22 protein-coding genes are annotated in these 22,833 nt (G+C 39.0%); 16 read left to right on the forward strand and 6 right to left on the reverse strand.

The features are described from left to right. Positions 1 to 99 precede the first annotated feature (99 nt). From ABIB30_RS06310 to ABIB30_RS06320, 3 genes are all read right to left on the reverse strand, one after another. Positions 100 to 318: a hypothetical protein gene (locus tag ABIB30_RS06310; protein WP_354300308.1), complete on the reverse strand. Its 219-nt coding sequence runs from the start codon at positions 316 to 318 to the stop codon at positions 100 to 102. 103 nt (positions 319 to 421) lie between these two features. After that, positions 422 to 610 carry an SDR family oxidoreductase gene (locus tag ABIB30_RS06315; protein ID WP_354300310.1) on the reverse strand — a complete coding sequence of 63 codons (189 nt, stop codon included), beginning with the start codon at positions 608 to 610 and terminating at the stop codon, positions 422 to 424. Positions 611 to 623: 13 nt separating this feature from the next. Then, a complete protein-coding gene (locus ABIB30_RS06320) occupies positions 624 to 785 on the reverse strand; it encodes an SDR family NAD(P)-dependent oxidoreductase (RefSeq protein WP_354300313.1) in 162 nt (53 codons plus the stop codon). 187 nt (positions 786 to 972) lie between these two features. Between ABIB30_RS06320 and ABIB30_RS06325 the strand changes: the two genes are divergently transcribed. The 7 genes from ABIB30_RS06325 (at position 973) to porN (ending at position 8,660) form a co-directional block, all read left to right on the forward strand. Continuing rightward, positions 973 to 1,521, forward strand: a complete 549-nt coding sequence (locus ABIB30_RS06325; RefSeq protein WP_354300315.1) for a histidine phosphatase family protein — start codon at positions 973 to 975, stop codon at positions 1,519 to 1,521. Between the two features lie 277 nt (positions 1,522 to 1,798). Further along, complete coding sequence (locus ABIB30_RS06330; RefSeq protein WP_354300317.1) at positions 1,799 to 2,767, forward strand: DUF4271 domain-containing protein; 969 nt, start codon at positions 1,799 to 1,801, stop codon at positions 2,765 to 2,767. A 9-nt stretch (positions 2,768 to 2,776) separates the two neighbouring features. Next, positions 2,777 to 3,547: a uroporphyrinogen-III synthase gene (locus ABIB30_RS06335; protein ID WP_183866089.1), complete on the forward strand. Its 771-nt coding sequence runs from the start codon at positions 2,777 to 2,779 to the stop codon at positions 3,545 to 3,547. Between the two features lie 192 nt (positions 3,548 to 3,739). Continuing rightward, positions 3,740 to 5,110, forward strand: coding sequence for a T9SS ring complex lipoprotein PorK/GldK (gene porK, locus ABIB30_RS06340; RefSeq protein ID WP_354300320.1), 1,371 nt, complete (start codon positions 3,740 to 3,742; stop codon positions 5,108 to 5,110). A gap of 54 nt (positions 5,111 to 5,164) precedes the next feature. Further along, the gene (gene porL, locus ABIB30_RS06345; protein ID WP_354300321.1) at positions 5,165 to 5,971 is read left to right on the forward strand and encodes a type IX secretion system motor protein PorL/GldL; all 807 of its coding nucleotides are present in this window, start codon (positions 5,165 to 5,167) and stop codon (positions 5,969 to 5,971) included. A gap of 42 nt (positions 5,972 to 6,013) precedes the next feature. Continuing rightward, entirely contained in the window at positions 6,014 to 7,552 is a 1,539-nt protein-coding gene (gene porM, locus ABIB30_RS06350) for a type IX secretion system motor protein PorM/GldM (RefSeq protein WP_354300323.1), read from the forward strand. Between the two features lie 7 nt (positions 7,553 to 7,559). Further along, entirely contained in the window at positions 7,560 to 8,660 is a 1,101-nt protein-coding gene (porN, locus tag ABIB30_RS06355) for a type IX secretion system ring subunit PorN/GldN (RefSeq protein WP_354300325.1), read from the forward strand. Between the two features lie 108 nt (positions 8,661 to 8,768). Here porN and uvrC read toward each other — a convergent pair whose 3' ends face one another. From uvrC to porW, 3 genes are read right to left on the reverse strand one after another with little or no spacing between them, the layout of a single operon-like run. Next, a complete protein-coding gene (uvrC, locus tag ABIB30_RS06360) occupies positions 8,769 to 10,574 on the reverse strand; it encodes an excinuclease ABC subunit UvrC (RefSeq protein WP_354300327.1) in 1,806 nt (601 codons plus the stop codon). Further along, entirely contained in the window at positions 10,575 to 12,800 is a 2,226-nt protein-coding gene (locus tag ABIB30_RS06365; RefSeq protein ID WP_354300329.1) for a penicillin-binding protein 1A, read from the reverse strand. It abuts the gene before it with no gap. 2 nt (positions 12,801 to 12,802) lie between these two features. Continuing rightward, complete coding sequence (gene porW / locus ABIB30_RS06370; protein ID WP_354300331.1) at positions 12,803 to 15,826, reverse strand: type IX secretion system periplasmic lipoprotein PorW/SprE; 3,024 nt, start codon at positions 15,824 to 15,826, stop codon at positions 12,803 to 12,805. Positions 15,827 to 15,993: 167 nt separating this feature from the next. Between porW and ABIB30_RS06375 the strand changes: the two genes are divergently transcribed. The 9 genes from ABIB30_RS06375 (at position 15,994) to ABIB30_RS06415 (ending at position 22,810) form a co-directional block, all read left to right on the forward strand. Next, positions 15,994 to 16,212, forward strand: coding sequence for an AtpZ/AtpI family protein (locus ABIB30_RS06375; RefSeq protein ID WP_354300333.1), 219 nt, complete (start codon positions 15,994 to 15,996; stop codon positions 16,210 to 16,212). Positions 16,213 to 16,421: 209 nt separating this feature from the next. Further along, positions 16,422 to 16,811: a hypothetical protein gene (locus ABIB30_RS06380; protein WP_354300335.1), complete on the forward strand. Its 390-nt coding sequence runs from the start codon at positions 16,422 to 16,424 to the stop codon at positions 16,809 to 16,811. A gap of 14 nt (positions 16,812 to 16,825) precedes the next feature. Then, positions 16,826 to 17,956 carry a F0F1 ATP synthase subunit A gene (atpB, locus tag ABIB30_RS06385; RefSeq protein WP_354300337.1) on the forward strand — a complete coding sequence of 377 codons (1,131 nt, stop codon included), beginning with the start codon at positions 16,826 to 16,828 and terminating at the stop codon, positions 17,954 to 17,956. Positions 17,957 to 17,994: 38 nt separating this feature from the next. Continuing rightward, positions 17,995 to 18,201: an ATP synthase F0 subunit C gene (gene atpE / locus ABIB30_RS06390; RefSeq protein WP_041879754.1), complete on the forward strand. Its 207-nt coding sequence runs from the start codon at positions 17,995 to 17,997 to the stop codon at positions 18,199 to 18,201. Positions 18,202 to 18,283: 82 nt separating this feature from the next. Next, on the forward strand, positions 18,284 to 18,778 hold the full coding sequence (atpF, locus tag ABIB30_RS06395; protein WP_111634180.1) for a F0F1 ATP synthase subunit B: 495 nt from the start codon (positions 18,284 to 18,286) through the stop codon (positions 18,776 to 18,778). Between the two features lie 25 nt (positions 18,779 to 18,803). Continuing rightward, entirely contained in the window at positions 18,804 to 19,352 is a 549-nt protein-coding gene (gene atpH / locus ABIB30_RS06400; RefSeq protein WP_068403875.1) for an ATP synthase F1 subunit delta, read from the forward strand. A 45-nt stretch (positions 19,353 to 19,397) separates the two neighbouring features. Further along, the gene (gene atpA, locus ABIB30_RS06405) at positions 19,398 to 20,972 is read left to right on the forward strand and encodes a F0F1 ATP synthase subunit alpha (RefSeq protein ID WP_183866077.1); all 1,575 of its coding nucleotides are present in this window, start codon (positions 19,398 to 19,400) and stop codon (positions 20,970 to 20,972) included. Positions 20,973 to 21,028: 56 nt separating this feature from the next. Further along, complete coding sequence (gene atpG / locus ABIB30_RS06410; RefSeq protein ID WP_068403871.1) at positions 21,029 to 21,910, forward strand: ATP synthase F1 subunit gamma; 882 nt, start codon at positions 21,029 to 21,031, stop codon at positions 21,908 to 21,910. Positions 21,911 to 22,024: 114 nt separating this feature from the next. After that, positions 22,025 to 22,810 carry a 5'-nucleotidase, lipoprotein e(P4) family gene (locus ABIB30_RS06415; protein WP_354300340.1) on the forward strand — a complete coding sequence of 262 codons (786 nt, stop codon included), beginning with the start codon at positions 22,025 to 22,027 and terminating at the stop codon, positions 22,808 to 22,810. Positions 22,811 to 22,833 lie beyond the last annotated feature (23 nt).

Genomic DNA, 22,833 nt, shown 5'->3' on the forward strand with positions numbered 1-22,833 from the left:
ATTATGTGTTTTGAGGCATCTGTGTTTGTAAAGATGACTCCAATCCGAAATTAGGGAGGTTAAAGTTAATCTTACTAAAATTGGTGGGGCTTGATTTTCTTAATTTATAAATTTTTTACCGAGCAAATTTAAGAGCATCTTAATCGGCAGGATTTTGCGAACAATTGCGACCATTTTTGCATCTTTTCCAACCATTGTTCTGAACGCTGTATTTTTTCCTGTGGATAGGGCATAAATTTCGGCGATGATTGGCTGGGGAATGACTTGAGGTTCTGCTTTCGTCGCAGCGTTTACCTTTGATACCTTGTCAGTGATCAAATCATAATCTTTAATGAGTTCAATTTACTAAAAGTGATATTTTCTCCAAAAGCAGATCCAAATCCTCCTGGCTCCACTAAATGCAATTCAATATTTAGTGGCTTTAATTCAAAAATGTTAAGCCCTCTGTAAGTCCTTCCAGTGCGAATTTGGACATATTGTATAAAGAGCCCAAAGGTAATGCAGTACTGATCCCCATTATAGAACTGATATTGATGATTTTACCAGTCCGATTGGCTCTTAGATGAGGTAAAAATGTACGAATGACATTAATTACACCCTTAACATTCACTGCGAATTGCTTATCAATGTTTGAAAACCTTTATATTGGAAAATGCAGCGAGTTCCGTTTCTTTTTCTGGATTGCGCATAGTTGCTGCGACATTCCAGCCTTTTTTTGCGAAGTGTATTGCGGTTAATTTACCAAGGCCACTACTGGCACCTGTAATGAAAATTGTTTTTGCCATTGTGATATTTTTAGCAAACATATAATTCATTTGATAGCTATTCTTCGTTGGTATAATCGTGTATACCAGGATCATGATTTTAAATAGACAATTCAATGAGCTGGTTAAATGATTAATCGGCTCATGTATTCTTTATATTTGAGCCGATTAAATTATTTAACCGGCTCATGCGTTATAGTTAGACCCCATGAAAAAAACTGTCTTAACCGTTCTTTGTATACTATACACCCTGATTTTACCGCTTATCGTAAAAGCACAAACTAAAATTGTCATCATCCGTCATGGAGAAAAACAAGAAAAGAACGAAAACCTCAATTGTAAAGGACTTAACCGGTCTTTAAAATTAGCCAATGTATTAGCTAAGAAAATTGGAGTTCCAACTTCAATCTATGTACCGTCTTTAGGAAACGGGAACCAAACCAGCCATTCGCGCATGTTTCAGACCATTACCCCGTTTGCCATTAAATATAATTTAAGTATTAACAGCAGCTTTAATGGAGCAGATTACGCCAGCATCGCTAAAGAAATCAAACATAAAAAAGGAACAGTATTATTGGTTTGGAACCATGGCAATATTCCTGCATTAGCCAAAGCGCTCGGAATTAAGCATCAGAAATTAAACTGGAACCCAAACGATTTTGATTCGATCTGGATCATTACCGGTAGTGGCAAAGACAAAGTGCTGAAAACAGATCAGGAAGGCATACTGGCTGGTGCTGATTGTCCAATCTTTTAAAAACGCTTATTAATTTTTGAATTTCTGCCTGCTTTTGTAAAGAGGAGGTTATTGCACGCGGCTGGTTGACTAGGGTATGAGTCCACCTTTTCCTGAAAATACGTAGAATCACTATGGAGTTGAGGCAGACCTGATGCAGATCCATACTTAACTAAGACTTTACTTATAGAGGCCGTGCTAATCTGTAGCAAAGCATGAATGTGAAATAATAATATCTTAGATTTGCACAAAGGAATAATCCCGTTACGTTAATAGGTCGATGTATAAATACTTTTTGATGACTTTTTTCCTGCTGTGCATAGCGGGCTTTGGAAAGGCGAATGCGCAGAATTTGCCAGTTGTCAGAGATTCTACCATACAACGCAGGTTTTATAAACCTCGTGTGGTCAGAGACTCTGCTTTTTTGGTGCGGCAAAAGTTCGTCACCGACTCCATCATGACACATACCTGGATTCTTCCGGACTCGCTGATCAACAAACATATCCTGATGGACAGCATCATGAAAGCCAATGTTTTCGAAAAACTTGATCTCGATGCCTGGTTTAAAAAGTACAGCAAACTTAAGAAAGTAAGCAAGTTCAGGACAGGTAATCCTTTGCACAAAGGACAGACCTGGGTACTCGGTTTTATCGTCCTGTTACTGGTTGTTTTTGCCATCCTCAGGATCTCTTTTGCGAAGCAATTACAGAGTATTATCCAATCTTTTTACAGTAATCGCGGACTAAGTAACCTGAATAAAGAAGATAATGTGTTCAGTTCGTGGCCATTTTTATTTTTATTTATACAATTTGGCTTCACAATCGGGATGTTTTTTTATCTCGTTGCACAATATTATCAGCTCGCTTACGTACACCAGGGCTTCCGTTTTTTCGTCAGTGTTTCCATTCTTATTGTCGTACTCTATGCGACGAAAATTCTTTTATTGCGTGTGCTCGGACATCTGTTTAACATCCAAAAAGCCGTCCACGAGTACGTTTCTATATTATATTTGAGTTATTTTAACATCTCTTTAATCTTCATTCCACTGGTTGTCGCTTTTGCTTTATCGCCAATGAAATATGGTATATACTACATAGTTATCTCATTTATTTTGTTGGGGATTATCTTCACGTTTCAATTTATAAGAGCAGGAATAAATATTTTATCTCATTATCGGTTTTCGAAGTTCTATTTATTTATGTACTTTTGTGCCCTCGAAATATGTCCTATTTTGATATTAATCAAGGCCATAGGATTGGAGCTGTAATTAGGTAAAATGCAAGAAAAAACAGAAGATAGGTTGCGTAAAGTAAAAAGTATACTGATAACTTTGCCAAAGCCCGAAACAGAGAAGTCCCCATACTTTGATTTGGCTAAGAAATACAATTTAAAAATTGATTTCAGATCCTTCATTCATGTGGAAGGTATTCCAGCAAGGGACTTCAGAAAAGACAAGATCACATTAGCTGATTTTACTGCTGTAGTTTTTACAAGCAGGAATGCGGTAGATCATTTTTTTAGAATTAGTGAGGAAATGCGGTACGAAGTGCCTGCAGATCTGAAGTACTTTTGTATTTCAGAATCAACCGCTCTATATCTTCAAAAATATATCCAGTACCGGAAACGGAAGATCTTTTTCGGTAAGCAGACTGCTGCCGATTTATCGGAAGTATTGAAGAAACATGCAGGGGAGAAATTTCTTTATCCATGTTCTGACGTAGCGACGGAAGATACCATGAATTTCCTGTTGAAAAATGGATACGATCTGACCCCGGCAGTATTGTTTAAGACCGTAGTAAGCGATCTTTCAGATCTGGCTGAAGTGACTTATGACATGATTGCCTTTTTCAGCCCGTCAAGTATCCAATCGCTTTATACAAACTTCCCTACATTCCAGCAAAATAATACGCGGATTGCAGCATTTGGAGTAAACACACATAAAGCGATTATGGATAATAACCTGATCGTAGACATTGCCGCACCATCACCGGAATCGCCTTCGATGATCATGGCGATTGAAAATTATATTAAGAAATCCAATAAGTAAAATAGTACTGTTGATAAATTTTCCCAAATTGGGGAATCAATTGGCCTGCTAAATTCTTTTAATCTATTAAGCAAGATGTTATATAATTATTAACATCTTGCTTTTTTTGTGTTTAAGACTTATATTTATCTCATAATAATTGTTTATATCAATCATATTTGATAAAATTGTTGTAAAATTGCTCCAGGGCTTATGAGGAAAATTTACACACTGGGTTTTTTATTAATTACAGCATTGTTTTCAAGCTGCGGAAAAGGTGGGCAAGGAGAGCTGGTTGGTGTATACAATAAAAAATTTAACAACAAGAAAATGCCAAGGGGAATGGTTTACATCCCTCAGGGCAAAACGCTTATTGGTATGTCTGACGAGGATATTAACAACTCACAGACTTCTCCCAGTAAGATGACCTCATTCAGTGCGTTTTATATGGACGAAACTGAGATCACTAACGCAAAGTACAGACAGTTTGTAAATTGGGTAAGAGACTCAGTTGCATTAACTTCTGTTGGCCCAAGCGGGGCTCCGGGTTATTTCATTACCCCTAAAGGCCAGACTGCAGGCGGGGCAAGCCTCACCTCAGGACAAAAAAATATTGACTGGAAAAAAGTCGGTAATGGTTCTGCGATGTGGAATGATAAAAAAGGTGGTCTGAGCAATAAATTCAAGGACATGTATTATGCAGGTGATGACGCATTACCTGGTCGCAATGACTTAGACATCAGAAAATTAAGATATTCTTATAGTTTCGTAAATCTTGACCTGGCGGAAGCCGGAAGAAAAGATCCGACCAAAAAGCGTAAAGACTTTATTGAAAGTTATGTGGATTCACCAGATCCGAATAACCCGAATCAGTTTCCTTCGGTGAGCGTTTACCCGGATACGATGGTTTGGAAAATAGATTATTCTTACTCTCAGAATGATCCGATGGTGAAATCTTACTTCAATCACCCTTCTTATGATAATTATCCTGTAGTAGGGGTAACCTGGGAACAAGCCAACGCATTCTGCTTCTGGCGTACCCGCTTATATGAGCCGGTTGCTGCTTCCAGAAAAATTCCTTTAAGCTCACGTCCTGAATACAGATTACCGACTGATGCTGAGTTTGAATATGCAGCAAGAGGTGGTAATGTGAAGACAAAATACCCATGGGGTGGACCTTATGTCAGAAATACAAAAGGATGTATGCAAGCCAACTTTAAAGTAGGCAGAGGAAATTACTCTGATGACGGTGGTTTATATACCGTTAATGTGAAATCTTATTTCCCTAACGATTACGGGCTGTATAACATGGCTGGTAACGTTGCTGAATGGACAGTAACAGCTTACAACAATTCAGCAGCACCTCAATTGCTGGATTTCAACCCGAATTTCACTTACGTAGCTAAAACTACAGATAGTAAATACCTTAAACGTAAAGTTGTTAGAGGCGGATCCTGGAAAGATATCGGCTTCTTCCTTCAGAACTCAGTGGGTACTTACGAATACCAGGATCAGGCGAGATCATACATCGGATTCAGATGTGTTGCTTCTTATGCGGGTACTGACATCCACTTCAAAAATTAAGTTGATTCAATCTCAATTATAAAATTTTAAAAATAACATCTATCTAGTAGTAATATGGCAGCTAAAAAGAATTCTAATTGGTTACACTCGGCAATCTCATGGGGAGCGAGTATTGTAATTTTGGGGGCATTATGTAAAATCCTTCACATTGGAGGTATTTGGGGAAGTTATGCCATTGGTATAGGTTTGGGTGTGGAAGCAGCCTTATTCTTTATCACCGGATTTTTTCCACCAGAGCCAGAACTGGCCTGGGAAAAAGTATATCCTGAGTTAAGAGATGATTTTAAAGGCGAATTGCCTGTAGCTACTTCAAGACCAGTTGCTGCGGCGGGACCTTCTTCTACAGCAGCATTGGATAAAATGCTGGGTGATGCTAAAATCGGCCCTGAATTAATTGAAAGCCTGGGTAACGGGTTACGTAACTTCGGAGACAAAGTAGCAACCATTTCGACGGTTGCTGATGCAGCGGTTGCGACGAATGATTTCACAGGAAAAGTAAAACAAGCTTCTGCAGGTTTCGATCAGCTGAATGGCGCATTTAGTAAAGCGACTTCTCAATTGGTAGAACTGGGCGAAAGTGGTAATGCCTCAAAATCTTACCATGAGCAGGTGAACAACCTTTCTAAAAATCTTTCAGCCTTAAACGCAGTTTATGAATTAGAGTTACAGGATTCTACTACACACCTTAAGTCAATGAATAAATTCTATCAGAACCTTTCTGCGACAATGAATAATTTCAATGAATCGATGGATGATTCAAAACAATTTAAGGAAGAAGTAGGTAAACTGGCTAAAAATCTTTCTTCGCTGAATGCTATTTATGGCAACATGTTAACAGCGATGAACCAGCCACGTCCATAATCAGGTAATCAATTTATTTATAACCACAGAGAACCATAACTAATGGCCGGAGGAAAAGAAACAACGAGGCAGAAGATGATCAATATCATGTATTTGGTATTGTTAGCTATGCTTGCGCTAAACGTATCTGATACTATACTGAATGCCTTTAAGAATATCAATGATAGTTTGGATTCGTCACGCACGAATGTAAGTACGAGCATTGATCAGTTGTTCACTGCATTTCAGAATACTAAACTTAAAGAGGAACCTGGAAGGGCACAGCCGATTTGGGATAAAGCCAATCAGGCAAAAAAATATGCGGACGACCTGAATGGTTATATCCAGCAATTGAAACAACAATTCAATACTGCCGGTGGCGGTATAGACCCTGAAACAGGTGACCTGAAAGAAAGAGGAAACCAGGATATCGCTCAGGGCATTATGATCAATGCTAAAGAAGGCGAAAAGCTTAAAGCAAAGATTAATGAAACACGTGAAAAATTAATTGCCCTGTTAGAGGCCGAAGACCGTAAACATGTTTCCTTCTCTCTGGAAGCAAAAGATGCAGAAAAAAGTATAGAAGGTAAAAAGAAGTGGGAAGACATTAACTTTGGAGAAGGTACCCCATTAACTGCTGCGAATACCGTATTGACTAAAATTCAGTCAGATACAAGAAATGCTGAAGCAGAAATTGTTAAAAAGTTGTTCGGAAACATGGACAAGTCGCTGGTTAATCTGGATCAGTTTGCAGCTGTAGCGGTTGCACCTACTTCTTATGTGATTCAGGGACAACCTTACAGTGCACAGGTGTTTTTAACAGCAAGTGACTCTAAATCAAGTCCTGAAATTAGCGTTGGTGGTGGCAGATTGGCCATTAAAGACGGTAAAGGAACTTATACAGGCGGAACGGGTTCAGTAGGTGTATTTAAATGGGTTGGAACAATCCGTGTGAAACAAACTGATGGACAGATTAAAGAATACAGAACTCCTGAACAAACTTACCAGGTTGCCAAGCCATCGGCTACGGTTTCACCAGATAAGATGAACGTAATTTATGCCGGTATCCCTAATCCGTTCTCAGTTTCTGCTGCGGGTTTTCCTCTGGAAAGTGTGAAAGCAAATATCTCGGGAGGTTCAATGAGCGGCTCGAATGGTAAATACTCAGTAAGTGTTGGCGGTGATCAGATCGGTAAAACAGTTCACATTAATGTAACTGCGAACAATGCTGGTAAAACTGTAAACTTAGGCTCACAAGAATTCAGAGTAAAAGCATTGCCTACGCCAAAAGCCTTTATTAAAGGTAAATCTGGTGGTAATGTTGAACTGGAATGGTTGGCAAGGTCTGGTGCAATTGAGACCCAGCTGGATGATTTTGTATTTGATATTAAATATAAAGTAATCAGGTTTAACGCTACCTTTATTAATCCAAGATCGGATGCGGTGAATATCCCTAACAGTGGTGGTTCATTCAGCGGTCAGATTAAGGGGGCTTTGAATTCGATTAAACCAGGAGCAACTGTAATCTTTAAAGATATCATTGCTGAAGGACCTGACGGCAGACAAAAGAATTTAGATGGTATAACATTTACAGCTAAATAGAATCAAGATGAAACAATTTTTATATCTGATTATCCTGTTGTTTTTGGGAACCGGAGCGTTTGCGCAGAGTAAACCTGTAAAACCAGTTGTTAGTCAGCGTCCGAAGGTAAAACCAACAAAATCAACTCCTGCGGCAGTTACACCAGTTGCGGATGCGGTTGCAGTACCGGCTACAGAAGTAACTAAACCAGTGCCTGAAACGGTTACCCCAATTACTACGCCAGCAGTTGCTATCCCTTCGGTGAATACTCCTGCAGTAAATACACCATCGGTTAATACACCAGTAGCTACAACAGCTGCTGCTGCGACTACACCTCTGCTCAAAAAATCGAAAATCAAGACACCTCCAAAAGATGGTTTTTTTGCGAGAAAAGATGTAGATAGCAGTGTAATGGTGCCGTATGCGGATGTCAGAGAAGAAGATGTGTTTTATTCTAAACGTATCTGGAGAGAAATCGATTTACGTGATACTATCAATTCGGTGTTGAATACAGAAAACTCTAAATTGATAGAAATTCTGCTGGAAGCTATTGGAAACGAAGAACTAACAGCTTATTCACCTAAAGATACGACTGCTGGAAAAGTCCTGGAAGACAATGACGCTTTCAAGATTGCTTTAACTTCGGCTGAGGCATTGAGAAATGCAAGAGGAACTTCTGAAGGAGAAGCTGATGAGAAAGGTAAAATTGGAGATCCGGTATTGAAACGCTTAAGAGCAGATGAATTCTTAAAATACAGAATTAAAGAAGATTGGATTCTTGACGTGAAGCGCTCAATCTTTGAACCACGTATTGTTGGTCTTGCACCCATGAAAATGGTTGAAGGGAACTGGCAACCAGTATTCTGGATTTATTATGATGAAGCCAGGACCATACTGAGCAAGAAGAAACTGCAGGATCCATCAAATGATGCATCAGTACTCACTTTCGACGATTTCTTTGTGAGACGGTTGTTTTCCAGTAATATCGTGAAAGAAACAAACCCGGCCAATAAAACTATCGTAGAGATTTTGAATCAGACCGATCCTAAAGATCCAAGAAAATTATACGAATCAGAACGTATCAAAAAAGGAATGGCAGACTACGAACAAAGTTTGTGGGAATACTAAGAACTTTATAAATATCAAAACATAAAAAAAGCGCTGTTATCATTAGATAGCAGCGCTTTTTTTATGAGGTTAAATTTAAAATTCTTTCGACTGAAAAGGTCAGCAAATTTAAGTGGTTTTCGGAGCGAAATGAGTCAGCAGGGTTTTAACCTGCGCTTTGTTCAGCACTTTTTCCAATTCAACTGCTGTTGCCTCTCTGATCTTTTTAACGGATTTAAACTGGCGTAAAAGCTTATCGGCTGTTGCCTTACCAATACCAGGAATATCTTCCAGTTCGGTCTTTAAAGTGCCCTGATCTCTTTTCTTTCTATGAAAGGTAATCCCAAAACGGTGAGCCTCATCACGGAGCTGCTGAATAACTTTCAGTGTCTCAGATTTCTTGTCCAGGTGCAGCGGATAGCTATCTCCCGGATAATATAACTCTTCCAGTCTCTTAGCAATACCAATGACAGTAACTTTATGTTCTATCCCTAATTTTTTTAAACTGCTTACTGCAGACGATAGCTGGCCCTTACCACCATCAATGATGATCAGTTGAGGTAGAGACTCCTCTTCTTCTATCATGCGCTTATATCGCCTGTAAACAGCTTCTTCCATCGTGGCAAAATCATTTGGGCCTTCTACTGTTTTTACATTAAAATGCCTGTAATCTTTTTTAGAAGGCTTTGCATCCTTAAAGACCACAATCGCTGAAACGGGATAAGCGCCCTGAAAGTTCGAGTTATCAAAACATTCAATATGAACGGGCAGCTGTGTCAGCATCAGATCTTTCTGCATTTGTGTTAAAATGCGTTCAGACCTTAAATCAGGATTTAGTTTTTCATATTGATTCAGCTTTTCACGTCTAAAGAACAATACGTTTTTATGAGAAAGTTCCAGCAGGTTTTTCTTTTCACCCAGTTTAGGAACGGTAAACTTTAAATTTTCATCTTTTAATTTGATATCAAAAGGAACGATAATCTCCCTGGAAGTACTACTGAACTTTGTCCTGAATTCTGTAATAGCCAGGGTAAGCAGTTCTTCATCAGATTCATCGAGTCGTTTTTTGATCTCTATGGTTTGCGTCTGAATGATACTTCCATTCATGATCTTTAAATAATTGACGAAAGCATAACGCTCATCAGAAGCAATACTCACCACATCTACATTGGTAATGGAGCTGTTGACTACAGTCGATTTACTTTGATATTTTTCTAAGACCAATAATTTTTTCTGGTACTGATGGGCATATTCAAAATTCAATTCATCGACCGCTTTTTTGATCACCTGTTTAACGTCTTTGATAACGTTACCGATTTTTCCGTTCAGGATATCTTTAATTTCTGCAATGCTCTGATCATAATCTTCGTCCGATTGATAAGCCTGACAAGGACCTTTACAATTGCCAATCTGATATTCCAGGCAGACTTTGAACTTTCCGGCATGGATATTCTCGTCTGTAAGCGGAAGGTTACAGGTGCGCAGCGGGTAAGTTTCTTTAATCAGATCAAGGATGGTGTGCATCATCCCTACAGAGGCATAAGGGCCAAAATAGGTGGATCCGTCTTTGATCATTTTACGCGTCCAGTACAAACGTGGAAATGGTTCTTTTTTGATGATAATCCATGGATAGGTTTTATCATCTTTCAGCATGATATTATACCTTGGCTGATGTTTTTTAATCAGGCTGTTTTCCAGCAGCCAGGCATCAATTTCGGTATCGACGATGGTAAAAGTAATCTTGCGGATTTTGGAAACCAATACCCGTGTTTTACCATTCATCTGGTTATCCTGGTTGAAATAAGAGCCGACACGGTTTCTTAAATCTTTGGCCTTGCCGATATAAATAAGCGTATCTTCCTGGTCCCAGTATTGATAAACACCGGGTTTGTGCGGAATATCGGCTAACGCCTTTTTGTAATCAAAAATGCTCATTTAAAAACCCAGCTTCTTGTCCAGTTCTGTGGTATCAGTTTGTTGCTGTTGATATTGGTTACAATCGTAAGTGATAGATACACCGCTTTTCGGTACTTCAAAGTCGCCTTTGCCTACTTTTAATTTAGGATTAGCATATACTTTCTTTAAGAAACCACCAAAAATAGGCATGGCTGTTTTTGAACCCTCACCTTCTCTGGTACTGATAAAGTGAAATGCACGGTCTTCACAACCTGTCCATACTCCGGCAACAAGATCAGGGGTAATCCCTACAAACCATCCATCAGAGTTATTCTGCGTTGTTCCGGTTTTGCCACCAATAGGATTTTTCAGTCCATATTTACTGATCAGGCCATAGCCATAACCATTTTTAACTACACCTTCCAGCATACGGGTCATCACATAAGCGACGTCTTCGTTCATCGCAGGGTGTTTTTGTGGTGTTTGAGAGAACAGAACCACTCCGTTTTTATCTTCAATTCTTAAAATATAAGTTGGCTGTGTCCACACCCCTTTATTTGCAAATACACTATAAGCACCTACCATATCAAATACAGAGGCATCAAAAGAGCCTAATGCAATAGATGGATATGCAGGTACATTTGAAGTGATTCCCATTCTTTTGGCCAGTGTCGCTACTGCGGTAGGGCCCACTTGCTTCATCAGGTAAGCAGCAATGTAATTCTGAGAAAATGCCAGGGCTTTCTGCAAGGTAATATAGCCTGGTAAGGTACCACCCGACTTTGGCGTCCATGGCGCACTGCCCGGAACTTCAATTGTTACCGGCTCATTCAAGACCTGATAACATGGCGAGTAACCATTTTCTATCGCTACTGAATAGGTAAAAGGTTTAGCTGTTGAACCGACTTGCCTGGTCCCCATTTTCACCTGGTCGTATTTGAAATGTTCGTAGTTAATACCACCAACCCATGCTTTAACATAGCCGGTTTTCGGGTCCATCGCCATCATGGCATTTCTTAACAATAATTTATAGTATTTTACAGAATCTATAGGTTTCATCAGCGTGTCCAGATTTCCTTTCCACGTGAAAATGCTCATTTCGGCCGGGGTATTGAAGTCTGCTTTAATTTCTGATTCTGATTTTCCTTCCAGCTGCAAAGCTTTATAACGGTCAGATCTTTTAATACCCTGCTCAATTTGCATCTCCTTATCCTTGAAAGGATTTCTGCCTTTCCAGCCTTTTGTAAATTGGGCTTGTAATACCTGCATGGCATCTTTCTGCGCTTCTTCAGCATAAACCTGCATGTCGTAATTGATGGTCGTGATAATTTTCAGGCCATCTCTGTCCAGATCGTATGGTGTACCATCTGCTTTTAAGATAGAACGTTCCTGGAAGATTTTCTTGATATCGTTTTTCAGCACAGCTCTGAAATATGGAGCAATTCCATCATTTACGGTTGCTGCACTGAATTTAAGGGCTAATGGTTTTGCTTTTTCTTCGTCATACTGTTGTTGTGTCAGCAGGTCTTCTTTGACCATATTTGACATTACTGTATTCCGTCTGGCTAATGATCTTTCCGGGTTACGGGTAGGAGAGTAACGGGTAATTCCTTTTTGCAGTCCAACCAATGTTGCAGCTTGTGCTACGGTGAGCTGGTCTGGCGTCGTATTGAAATAAACTCTTGCTGCAGATTTAATTCCATAAGCCTGGTTACCAAAATCTACAGTATTCAGGTACATGGTAATAATCTCTTCTTTGGTAAAGTTACGTTCCAGTTTTACCGCAACAATCCATTCCTGGAATTTTTGCATTAAACGTTTGAAGAAGTTTTTTTGACGGCCTTCTTCTGAGAAAAGGTTAAGGGCTAATTGCTGTGTGATGGTACTTGCCCCTTGTTTTTTACCCACTAAATTATAAAAGATAATAGTGAATGTACGCTTAAAGTCAATCCCAGAATGTTCTTTAAACCTGGTATCTTCTGTAGAGATCAGAGCATTGATTACATTTGGAGAGATCTCAGGGTAAGTTACATTAGAGCGGTTTTGTACAAAATAGGTACCTAATACTCTTTTATCTTCTGTTAATATTTCAGTAGCCTGATTGCTTTTAGGATGTTCAATATCTCTGAAGGATGGCAGGGTTCCGAATAGCCCAAAACCGATTGCAACAATAAAGATTGCAAACAGGATCATCGCACCTATCAGTAACTTCCAGAGCGTAATGTTATAGCTTTTTATCTCTGCAGCCGAAATATTTTTGGTCATTTTTAGTAATTGTTTTTGTAGAAATCTAAATATTTAGTTACCAGCTCCTTGCTCCGGAGCTTTTCGAAATTCTCCTTACTGATAATAAAGCTGCTGTACGTGCCAGCAGGGACTTTCATGATCTGTTTTAATTGGGGAGTTATTCCGTCAGCGTAACTTTTTGCTTCTGCAAAACTAAGAAAGTTCCCAACATATATCAGTTGGTCATTGTCAAATTCTGTTAATTGATGTTTCAAACCTCCTCCAGGGAAGTTTCCACGGTTAAATTGACCGATTCCAAATCGCGAAGAGCTTAGGGTCAGGCTGGCATCTGCCACATCAATCACAAAATAATAGACTTTAGCTATTTCTGTACTGAAGATTTTGTCTTTAATCACCGGACGCGGAACCGGAACTTCTGCTGTTTTAACTGGAACAGGGACCGTGACTTCCGGAGTGACAACAGCTACAACCGGCGTTCCAACCGGAACAGGCGGAGTCACTGGCGGTACAACTGTTCCAACAGGCGTCACCTCAGTTTTAACGGGCGGGGTTACTGGAGTTGCGACAGCTACTTGTGGTTGGGTAACCGGAACGTCTTTAGTGGTTACTGGTTCAACAACCGGAATCTGTTTGGTGATGGCTGATGGTTCCTTGACAACTGCTGGTGCAATAACTTGTGGTTTAACTACTGCAGTCTGGTTCTCTTTTGCCGGTTGTGCAATGGGCTGAAGATCTGGTTGTGTACTCGGTTGCACAACCTTTTCGGCTACAGGAGCTGAAGTAAAGAAACGAGGCTCTGCCGGATCAAAGTCTGGTAAAGCAACCCTTCTTTTGCGGAATTCACCCTGATGCGTAGCAATGTAAGCGAGGTGTTCTTTCACCAATGGAACGATTAATTTATCGTCCGGATATGCATTTGTTATTGCTTTAAAGGCCGCTGTCAGACTATCAATTTGTTGTGTTCTTCCAATTGCTATAGCTCTCAGATAACTTAACTGAGGATTGATTGAACCAGCCGGATACTGCTGAATAGTGGTATTCACTTCAGTAATCACTGACGGGAATGCTTTTCCTTCATACAATTCGAATACCTGGTTATATCTTTTAATTCCTGCAGCTTCCAGGTCAGACTGTTTCATAGAATAGTCGGGGTCAAGGATAGTTTTGGCATAAACACTTGCCGGAAATTTATCCAGCACCAGCGCTTTATACCTGGCTGCATTCGCAGGCTCTGTTTTTTGATAGGCAAGGTATAAGCTATAATAAACGGAACCCAGGTGATTGTTATCAGGGAATCTGCTTAATATCAATTGATAGATCCGGATAGCCTCAGGCTGATCATCCAACTCCTGCTGATAAAAACTTGCAATTTCATAATAAGCGTCAATGATTTTTCCATTCGAAGCTATAACGGCTTCAGCAGTCAGGGGAACAGCTGCCATGTATTTTTTACCAGTCGTATCTTTATCAGCAATAGTTTTCTCTATCCCTACTTTGTCAGTCGGGTAGCCATCGTTCTCTACTTTGGCAATGCTTTCAGCAGTGGTTTGTGAAGACGATTTGATACTCTGTCTCCAGTTATCCTCTTGTTTTCTATTGCCCCATTTAGTCAGAAAGTCTGTATAACCTCTGCTTAATGCTGCTGGATTACTAAAGTAAAATGAACCTGTAACTGGTGCACCGGTATTGTTACGCCGCCCAGCTTCAGGAAAAAGATCATTTCTGAAAGTTCCGTTATTTGAGGCTACAGGGGCTACTTTAATTTTTGTGAGTTTTTTAATCTTAGCGATACGCTCTGCCTCAGGGAGTTTAGCCAGCATTTGCAGGGTATCCTGGTAAGCAATAACGTCGTACCTGTCAGTAATATATTCCAGGTTCTGGCTCTTTTTTACGATCTGTGCATAACCCGGATAGTTTTTAGGCAATACGCTTACAGTACTATCATAATACGCTTTTGCCTTCAGGAAATCTTTATGTTTATTAAAATTCAGGTCGGCCATCCTTAAATAGGACAACCCTTTCTGATAATTGTTCTTGGTGCTGTTCCTGATAGATAATTTGTAAAACTTTTCTGCTTCGGTTATATTATCTTCTTCAGCATAGTCTTCTGCAATCTGATAATAAATCTGATCATGGTAGTCCAGGTTCTTATCATCTTTCAACAAGGCTTGTAATTCCTTCTTCCGGTTCAGGTGTTCTCCATTGAGGATACCGGTAACTTTGATCCTGTTCAGGTTTGCATTGAAATACAATTCAAAGCCAGCATTACTTTTTTGTACTTTAGTGTAAAGTGCCAAAGCTTCTTTGTATTTCTTCTGACGCTCGTATAGCTGGGCAAGGATAAAAGTCCAGCGGATACGGTTACGGTGCAATTGACTTTCTTTGACCGCTTTTTCCAGGATCGGGATCGCATCGTTGTACCGGTTCTGATAGATGTACGACTGTGCAATGGTTCCGTAAGGTTCAGACCTTTTCTTCTTCACCAGTTCCAGGTTGTCGTAAACAGTATCCAGGATAATTGCAGCGTCATCCATATTGTTGAGCTGCATCAAACTTCTTGCTTTCCAGTTTTGTGCTGTAATCAGCACGTTCATATCTTTAGTATAGGTTTTGGCAGTATAATCGAAGTATTCTTCGGCTACGAAATAATTGGTTTTAAGGTAATAAGCTTTACCCAATAGCAGGTAGGCATCATCTATATAATTACTGAAAGCTTTATCGGCAATAATGGCTCTTGATTTTTTGACGATGGCATCCAGCGCTCTGTCGTTGGCTGGTGCATGAAGGACGCTTTCTGAACTGAATTTTTCCGGATCGGTGTAGATTGGTAAAACGTCACTGTAATTATCTATATAGGAATTATACGCTTCTTCCTCGTAATTGTTCAGGATCACATTCGCGTTATAAATATAATTATAACGTGCAGTTAAATTTTGCATAGCCCTGCTTGTTGCCGTATCTTTAGGCGTACTACAAGCCACTAATAAAGAGCTTCCCAGGTAAAATAATAACAATTTCAAACTGGAGCGTAGGAGATTCTTCAAATAAGTAGTTTGAGTCAACATTTAAAATAGACTAGAATGTATGCAAAAATATTTTATTCATCAATATTTCAATGCAAATTATTAATTTTTTATAAGAGCCCGTTTAAGAAGCTGTTATAAATTTATTACCGCTGTCAGTTTTTATAGCCGCTAAATACATTAACCTCATGAATGACCAGCCAAAAGAGAAAAAATCAGCAAATTTTGTAAAGTATACCGGCATGGGTTTCCAGATGCTGGCAACCATCGGCGTATTTGCTTTCGCGGGCTACAAAATTGACCAGTATAGAAATCAGGATAAAATGATTTTTACTGCATTGCTCGGCCTTTTAGGCGTGATCATTTCCTTATATCAGGTTATCAGACAACTGAACAGTAAAGACTAACACCCATAATCTCTGTTAATTGCAGAAATTGTTTAAAATTAATCTGATAAACTATTTACAGTTCCTTTTAGCTACAACGTCGCCAAATTTATTTCTGGTAGAAGGTTACCAGAAATAAATTTGACTTGTTTCGCTTAAATTGAACTAATAAATAATTATATCATCTGAATTCAATCAGATTCTCATACTTTTGTCAAAAATTAAGTATTTTGAGTGTTTTAAAGTTTACGTTATACTATCTGATTTATTCGCTGCTCCTTGCCGGAGTCGCTTTTGCCTTACCTGTATTATTTCCAAATGTCACCTTACTCGTTAATAAGTTCTGGTTACTTTTTGGTTTTATAGGCGGACTCACCTATATAGCTTATGTAATGGCTTATCTGGGGATAAAAATGGATCCGGAGACGGGTATTATGGCGATTATGGGGTCAATTGTTTTGAAAATGATATTTTCTATGGCTTTTGTACTGATTTACAGCCTGAACACTAAAGAAAAGGGGTTGGTTTTCGCCCTCAACTTTTTTTCTTTATATTTATTGTTCAGCTTCTTTGAAATATACTCGCTGTTATGTAACTTGCGCCACCAAAATAATAAGTAAAAATCTGCCAGTAAATGGATTGTAGCCACGTTTTTGATTTTAAAGTTAATAGGTTAACCCTTGTTTTTACGCTTTTTTTAGCGTTATTCTTTGTAACACCCCTGTTATATGCACAGGAAGACACATCGAAAGCAACTGTAACCGCTCACGCCGAACCAGAGGCTGAGAAAAAGTTCAATTTAGGTAAGTTCGCCTTACACCACATTGCGGATTCGCATAGCTGGCATGTAATCGGGGATACCTTTATTGGCCTGCCTGTCATTTTGTATACGCAAGGTGGATTGGTAATGTTCAATTCTAATGAGTTTCATGGAGATGATGAAGCGAAATTAGTAATCGAGCGTGCCGGACAGCGTTTTGTGAAATTGCACGAAAAGATTTATTATGCTTCTGAAACTGCAAATGCAGAGGGAGAGTATGTAGAACTTGGTGCTGATCACCATGCAACAAATGCACGTCCTCTTGATTTCTCTATTACTAAGAACGTATGTACTTTGATACTTTCAGTAGTAGTGATGCTCCTGGTATTTCTTAATGTAGCTAACGGTTACAAAAAGAGAGTGGGTAAATCTCCAAAAGGATTACAATCCTGGGTTGAGCCACTTATCCTGTTTGTACGTGATGATATCGCAAGACCAAACCTGGGACACAAGTATGAGCGTTTCATGCCATACCTGCTAACTGTGTTTTTCTTTATCTGGATCAACAACATGCTGGGGCTGGTTCCATTCCTTCCGGGAGGAGCTAACTTAACAGGGAATATTGCAGTTACTGCGGTATTGTCAGTAATCACTTTAATCATTGTGGTAACCAACGGTAATAAATATTACTGGAAACACATCTTTACACCTGATGTACCATGGTGGTTATACATCGTATTGGTACCAGTTGAGATTATTGGTGTATTCACTAAACCTATTGCGCTTGCGATACGTTTATTTGCAAACATCACTGCGGGTCACATTTTAATGTTATCACTGATTGGTTTGATCTTCGTATTCAACTCTGTTTATGTTTCCTTGGTATCGGTTCCATTTGCATTGTTTATCGGAGCAATCGAATTGCTTGTTGCTTTTATACAAGCGTTTATTTTTACAATGTTATCTGCGTTATTCATTGGAATGGCGATAGAAGAACACCATTAATTAGAATTTTTTAACAACAATTAATATATATAATCATGATTACAGGAAGTATTGCTGCAATTGGTGCTGGTTTAGCTGCTATTGGCGCTGGAGTAGGTATCGGAAAAATCGGTAGTTCAGCTATGGAAGGTATTGCTCGTCAACCAGAAGCAGCCTCTAAAATTCAAACTGCGATGTTAATCGCTGCTGCTTTCGTTGAAGCGGTTGCTCTTTTCGCAGTAGTTGTTGCATTAATTGCCAACTAAAAAAAATGGTCATGTACTTTGCAGGATTGCTGCAAAGTACATACTATGATTTAAGAAATAAAGATTTAATATATATACTTAGATGGAATTATTAGTACCGGAAATTGGTTTAGTTGTTTTTCAGACAATAGCATTTCTATTGTTGATGTTTGTTTTGGCCAAGTTTGCATGGAAACCTGTATTAGCGGCTATCAAAGAACGTGAGCATAATATTGATGAGGCTTTAAATAAAGCTGAATTAGCGAAACAGGAAATGGTACGCTTAGCTGCACAGAACGAGGAATTGATGAAAGAAGCCCGTGCAGAAAGAGACTTGATGCTGAAAGAAGCGAAAACGTTAAAAGATTCAATCGTTAATGAGGCGAAACATTCAGCACAGACTGAAGGCGCTAAATTAATTGAAAAAGCAAGAATTGAAATTGAAAATCAAAAGAAAGCTGCATTAGCTGAATTGAAAGATCAGGTTTCATCATTATCAATTGATATTGCTGAACGCGTATTGCGCAATCAGTTAGCTGATAAAGCTAAGCAACAGGATTTCGTTGCTGATTTATTGAAAGATATTGAATTGAACTAATTCCTTGCCAACAAATTAAAATAACATGTCAGAAAATAAAGCAGCATCAAGATACGCCAAATCATTAATTGATCTTTCTACAGAGCAAAATGCTTTGGAAGAGATGAAAAATGATATGGTTCTTATTGAGCAGGTTATTGATCAAAACAGTGAGCTAGAGGCTATTCTTCAGAATCCTGTGATTCCTCTGGATAAAAAATATTCTATTTTGGAAGGGATCTTCAGTAAGAGCGTTCACGCAATTACTATATCTTATCTGAAATTGCTTGTCAGTAAAGGTCGTGCTGCTATTTTATTTGATACTACGAAAGCATTTGTCAGACAATATAATACTATCAAAGGTATTGTGACTGCAGAAGTATTATCAGCTATAGCATTGACTGATGCGAATAAAGCAGAGATTATCAGCGTTGTTAAAAGAGAGATTGGCGCAAATGAAGTTATCATCAAAGAAAAGATCAGCGATAAACTAATCGGCGGTTTCATTCTTAAAGTTGGAGACAAACAATTTGATGCCAGTATAGCTGGTAGTCTAAACAAATTAAAAAAGGAATTAGCCCACGGGGTGGTTTAGGTCCGATAACAATATACAGAATTACAAAAGAAATAATATAAAATTATGGTAGAGGTAAGACCAGACGAAGTATCGGCAATTATCAGGCAACAATTGTCGGGCTTTAAATCAGAAGCCGAACTTGAAGAAGTTGGTACCGTATTACAAGTGGGTGATGGTATTGCCCGTGTTTATGGTTTGACTAAAGTTCAATCAGGTGAGCTAGTTGAATTTGAAACAGGCTTGCAGGGTATTGTTTTGAACCTTGAAGAAGATAATGTTGGTGTGGTTTTATTAGGCCCATCCAGCACGATCAAAGAAGGCGATACAATTAAACGTACTAAAAAAATTGCCTCTATTAAAGTTGGTGAAGGTATGTTAGGCCGTGTAGTGAATACATTAGGTGAACCTATCGACGGTAAGGGACCAATCATTGGTCAGACTTACGAAATGCCAATCGAACGTAAAGCTCCTGGTGTAATCTACCGTCAGCCAGTGAATGAGCCTCTTCAAACAGGTATCAAAGCTATTGACGCGATGATTCCTATCGGCCGTGGTCAGCGTGAGCTGGTTATTGGTGACCGTCAGACAGGTAAGAGTGCTGTTTGTATTGATACTATCATCAATCAAAAAGAATTTTATGAAGCAGGTAACCCTGTTTTATGTATATATGTTGCTTGTGGTCAGAAAGCAAGTACAGTAGCAAACGTTGTGCGTACGCTTGAAGAAAACGGTGCAATGGCTTATACAGTTGTTGTTTCTGCTTCGGCTGCTGATCCTGCTCCATTGCAGTTTTATGCTCCTTTCTCTGGTGCAGCAATTGGTGAGTACTTCCGTGATACAGGTCGTCCGGCACTGATCGTTTATGATGATTTATCTAAACAAGCAGTAGCTTACCGTGAGGTATCTTTATTACTTCGTCGTCCACCAGGACGTGAGGCTTATCCTGGAGACGTGTTTTACCTGCACAGTCGTTTATTAGAACGTGCTGCTAAAATCAACTCTAACGATGAGATCGCACAAGCGATGAATGATTTACCTGAATCCCTTAAAGGTATCGTTAAAGGTGGTGGTTCATTAACTGCTTTACCTATTATCGAAACTCAGGCTGGTGACGTTTCTGCTTATATCCCAACTAACGTAATTTCGATTACTGACGGACAGATTTTCTTAGAATCTAACTTGTTTAACGCAGGTGTACGTCCGGCGATCAACGTAGGTATATCGGTATCACGTGTTGGTGGTAACGCACAAATTAAATCAATGAAAAAGGTAGCTGGTACTTTGAAATTAGACCAGGCTCAATACCGTGAATTGGAGGCTTTCTCTAAATTCGGATCTGATTTAGATGCAGCAACAAAATCTGTACTGGATAAAGGTTCAAGAAACGTTGAGATATTAAAGCAAGGTCAGTTCTCACCAATGACTGTTGAGAAACAAGTTGCGATCATTTATATTGGTACTAAAAACCTGATGCGTTCAGTTCCTGTAAATAAAATCAGAGCATTTGAAGCTGAATATTTACAACAATTGGAATTACGTCACCCACAAACATTAGCTGCTTTAAAAGCTGGTAAACTGGATGATGCAATTACATCTGTATTAGAAACTGTAGCTAAAGAATTAGCAGGTAAATACTAAATAAAATAAAAGAGCCTGTTTAATTTTTAAACAGGCTTAAAGAAGATTAAAAAAGAATGGCTAATTTAAAAGAAGTAAGAATTCGTATATCATCAGTGCAGTCTACGCAGCAGATCACCAAAGCCATGAAAATGGTTTCGGCAGCTAAGCTGAAGCGTGCAACTAATGCTATTATACAGTTACGTCCGTATGCTACGAAGCTAAAAGAGATCTTAGGGAATCTTTCTGCCAACCTGGAAGGATCTTCATCACCATATACTGAGGAACGCGAGCCTAATAAGGTATTAATCGTGGTCGTATCTTCAAACCGTGGTTTAGCTGGTGCATTCAACATGAATGTAATCAAGGCAACTAATAACCTGATCGCTGAAAAATATAGTGAGCAGTATAAAAATGGTAATGTAAGTATTTTAGCTATTGGTAAGAAATCTCAGGATTTCTACGAAAAGAGAAACTACAACGTTATTGGAAACAACAACGAAGTTTATACTGCATTAACGTTTGAAAACGTAACTAAAATTACTGATTCAATTATGGCCGGCTTTAAAAACGGTGATTATGATAAAGTAGAATTGGTTTATAACCGCTTCAAAAATGCTGCTGTACAAATTTTAACTACTGAGCAGTTATTGCCTTTACCACAAAACGAAAAAGCAGAAGAAACTCATCAGCACCAGGTAGATTATATTCTTGAGCCTTCAAAAGAGGAAATCGTTAAAGAATTAATTCCTAAGTCGATTAAGATTCAGTTATTCAAAGCGGTATTGGATTCTCATGCTTCAGAACACGGAGCAAGGATGACCTCAATGGATAAAGCAACAGAAAACGCGGGAGACCTGTTGAAAGCCTTAAAGCTTTCTTACAACCAGGCACGTCAGGCTGCAATTACCACAGAGCTTACAGAGATTGTAAGTGGTGCTGCTGCATTGAACGGATAATACTCACGTTAAAAACTATAATAAAAAGGCCGTTGTCATTAGATAATGGCCTTTTTACATATAAATAACTTTTTGCGGGTTCTGAATAATTATTTTTGCGGAAACATTTCTATCATGATCAAGATCTCTTTTCCGGTGGCCTTAGCCATATTGTTTCCATTAGGTTTAATGGCGCAAACCAATCCAACAGCGCAGGCTGCCAAAGACTATACCATTGCTGTTGCCTGGCAACAACATTCAGGAGAGTACAGGGCACTGTCTTTTCAGGCTTATAACTTTGCTAAACTTTCTTTGCAGGAACGCTTAAAAGGGGCAGATACGACCAAGCCAAGTTGTGTGGTAGTGGATATTGATGAAACTGTGCTGGACAATTCTCCTTTTCAGGGACATGAAATTCAAAAGGGTTTAAGTTACGCTGCTAAAGACTGGTCGGAATGGACAGCTAAAGCAGCGGCCGATACGGTACCTGGAGCATTAGGGTTTTTAAAATATGCACAGACTCAAAAAGTAGAAACGTTTTACATCACTAACCGCGACCAGGTTGATTATAAAGCTACACTGACTAACTTACAGCGTTTAGGATTTCCTTATGCTGACGAGGCGCATTTGATGGTTAAACAAGGGACATCTGATAAAGAAGCACGCAGGCAGCAGGTACTGGGAAAATATAATATATTGCTGCTTTGCGGAGATAATCTGAGTGATTTTTCCAATGTCTTTTACAGAGAAGGAAAGAATACGAAAGAGGAAGTGGATAAAGCGCAGCAAGAATTTGGGAATCACTTTATTGTATTGCCTAATCCAATGTATGGCGACTGGGAGAAACTGTTGTATAAAGGCGGTCATTTGAGTGAAACAGAAAGATCAAAGCAAAGAATTGAGGGATTAAAAAGCTATTAGGAACATTATTCAATAAATTCTTA

The sequence above is a fragment of the Pedobacter sp. UYP1 genome (assembly GCF_040547305.1).
In the GTDB taxonomy this organism is placed as follows: Bacteria; Bacteroidota; Bacteroidia; order Sphingobacteriales; family Sphingobacteriaceae; genus Pedobacter.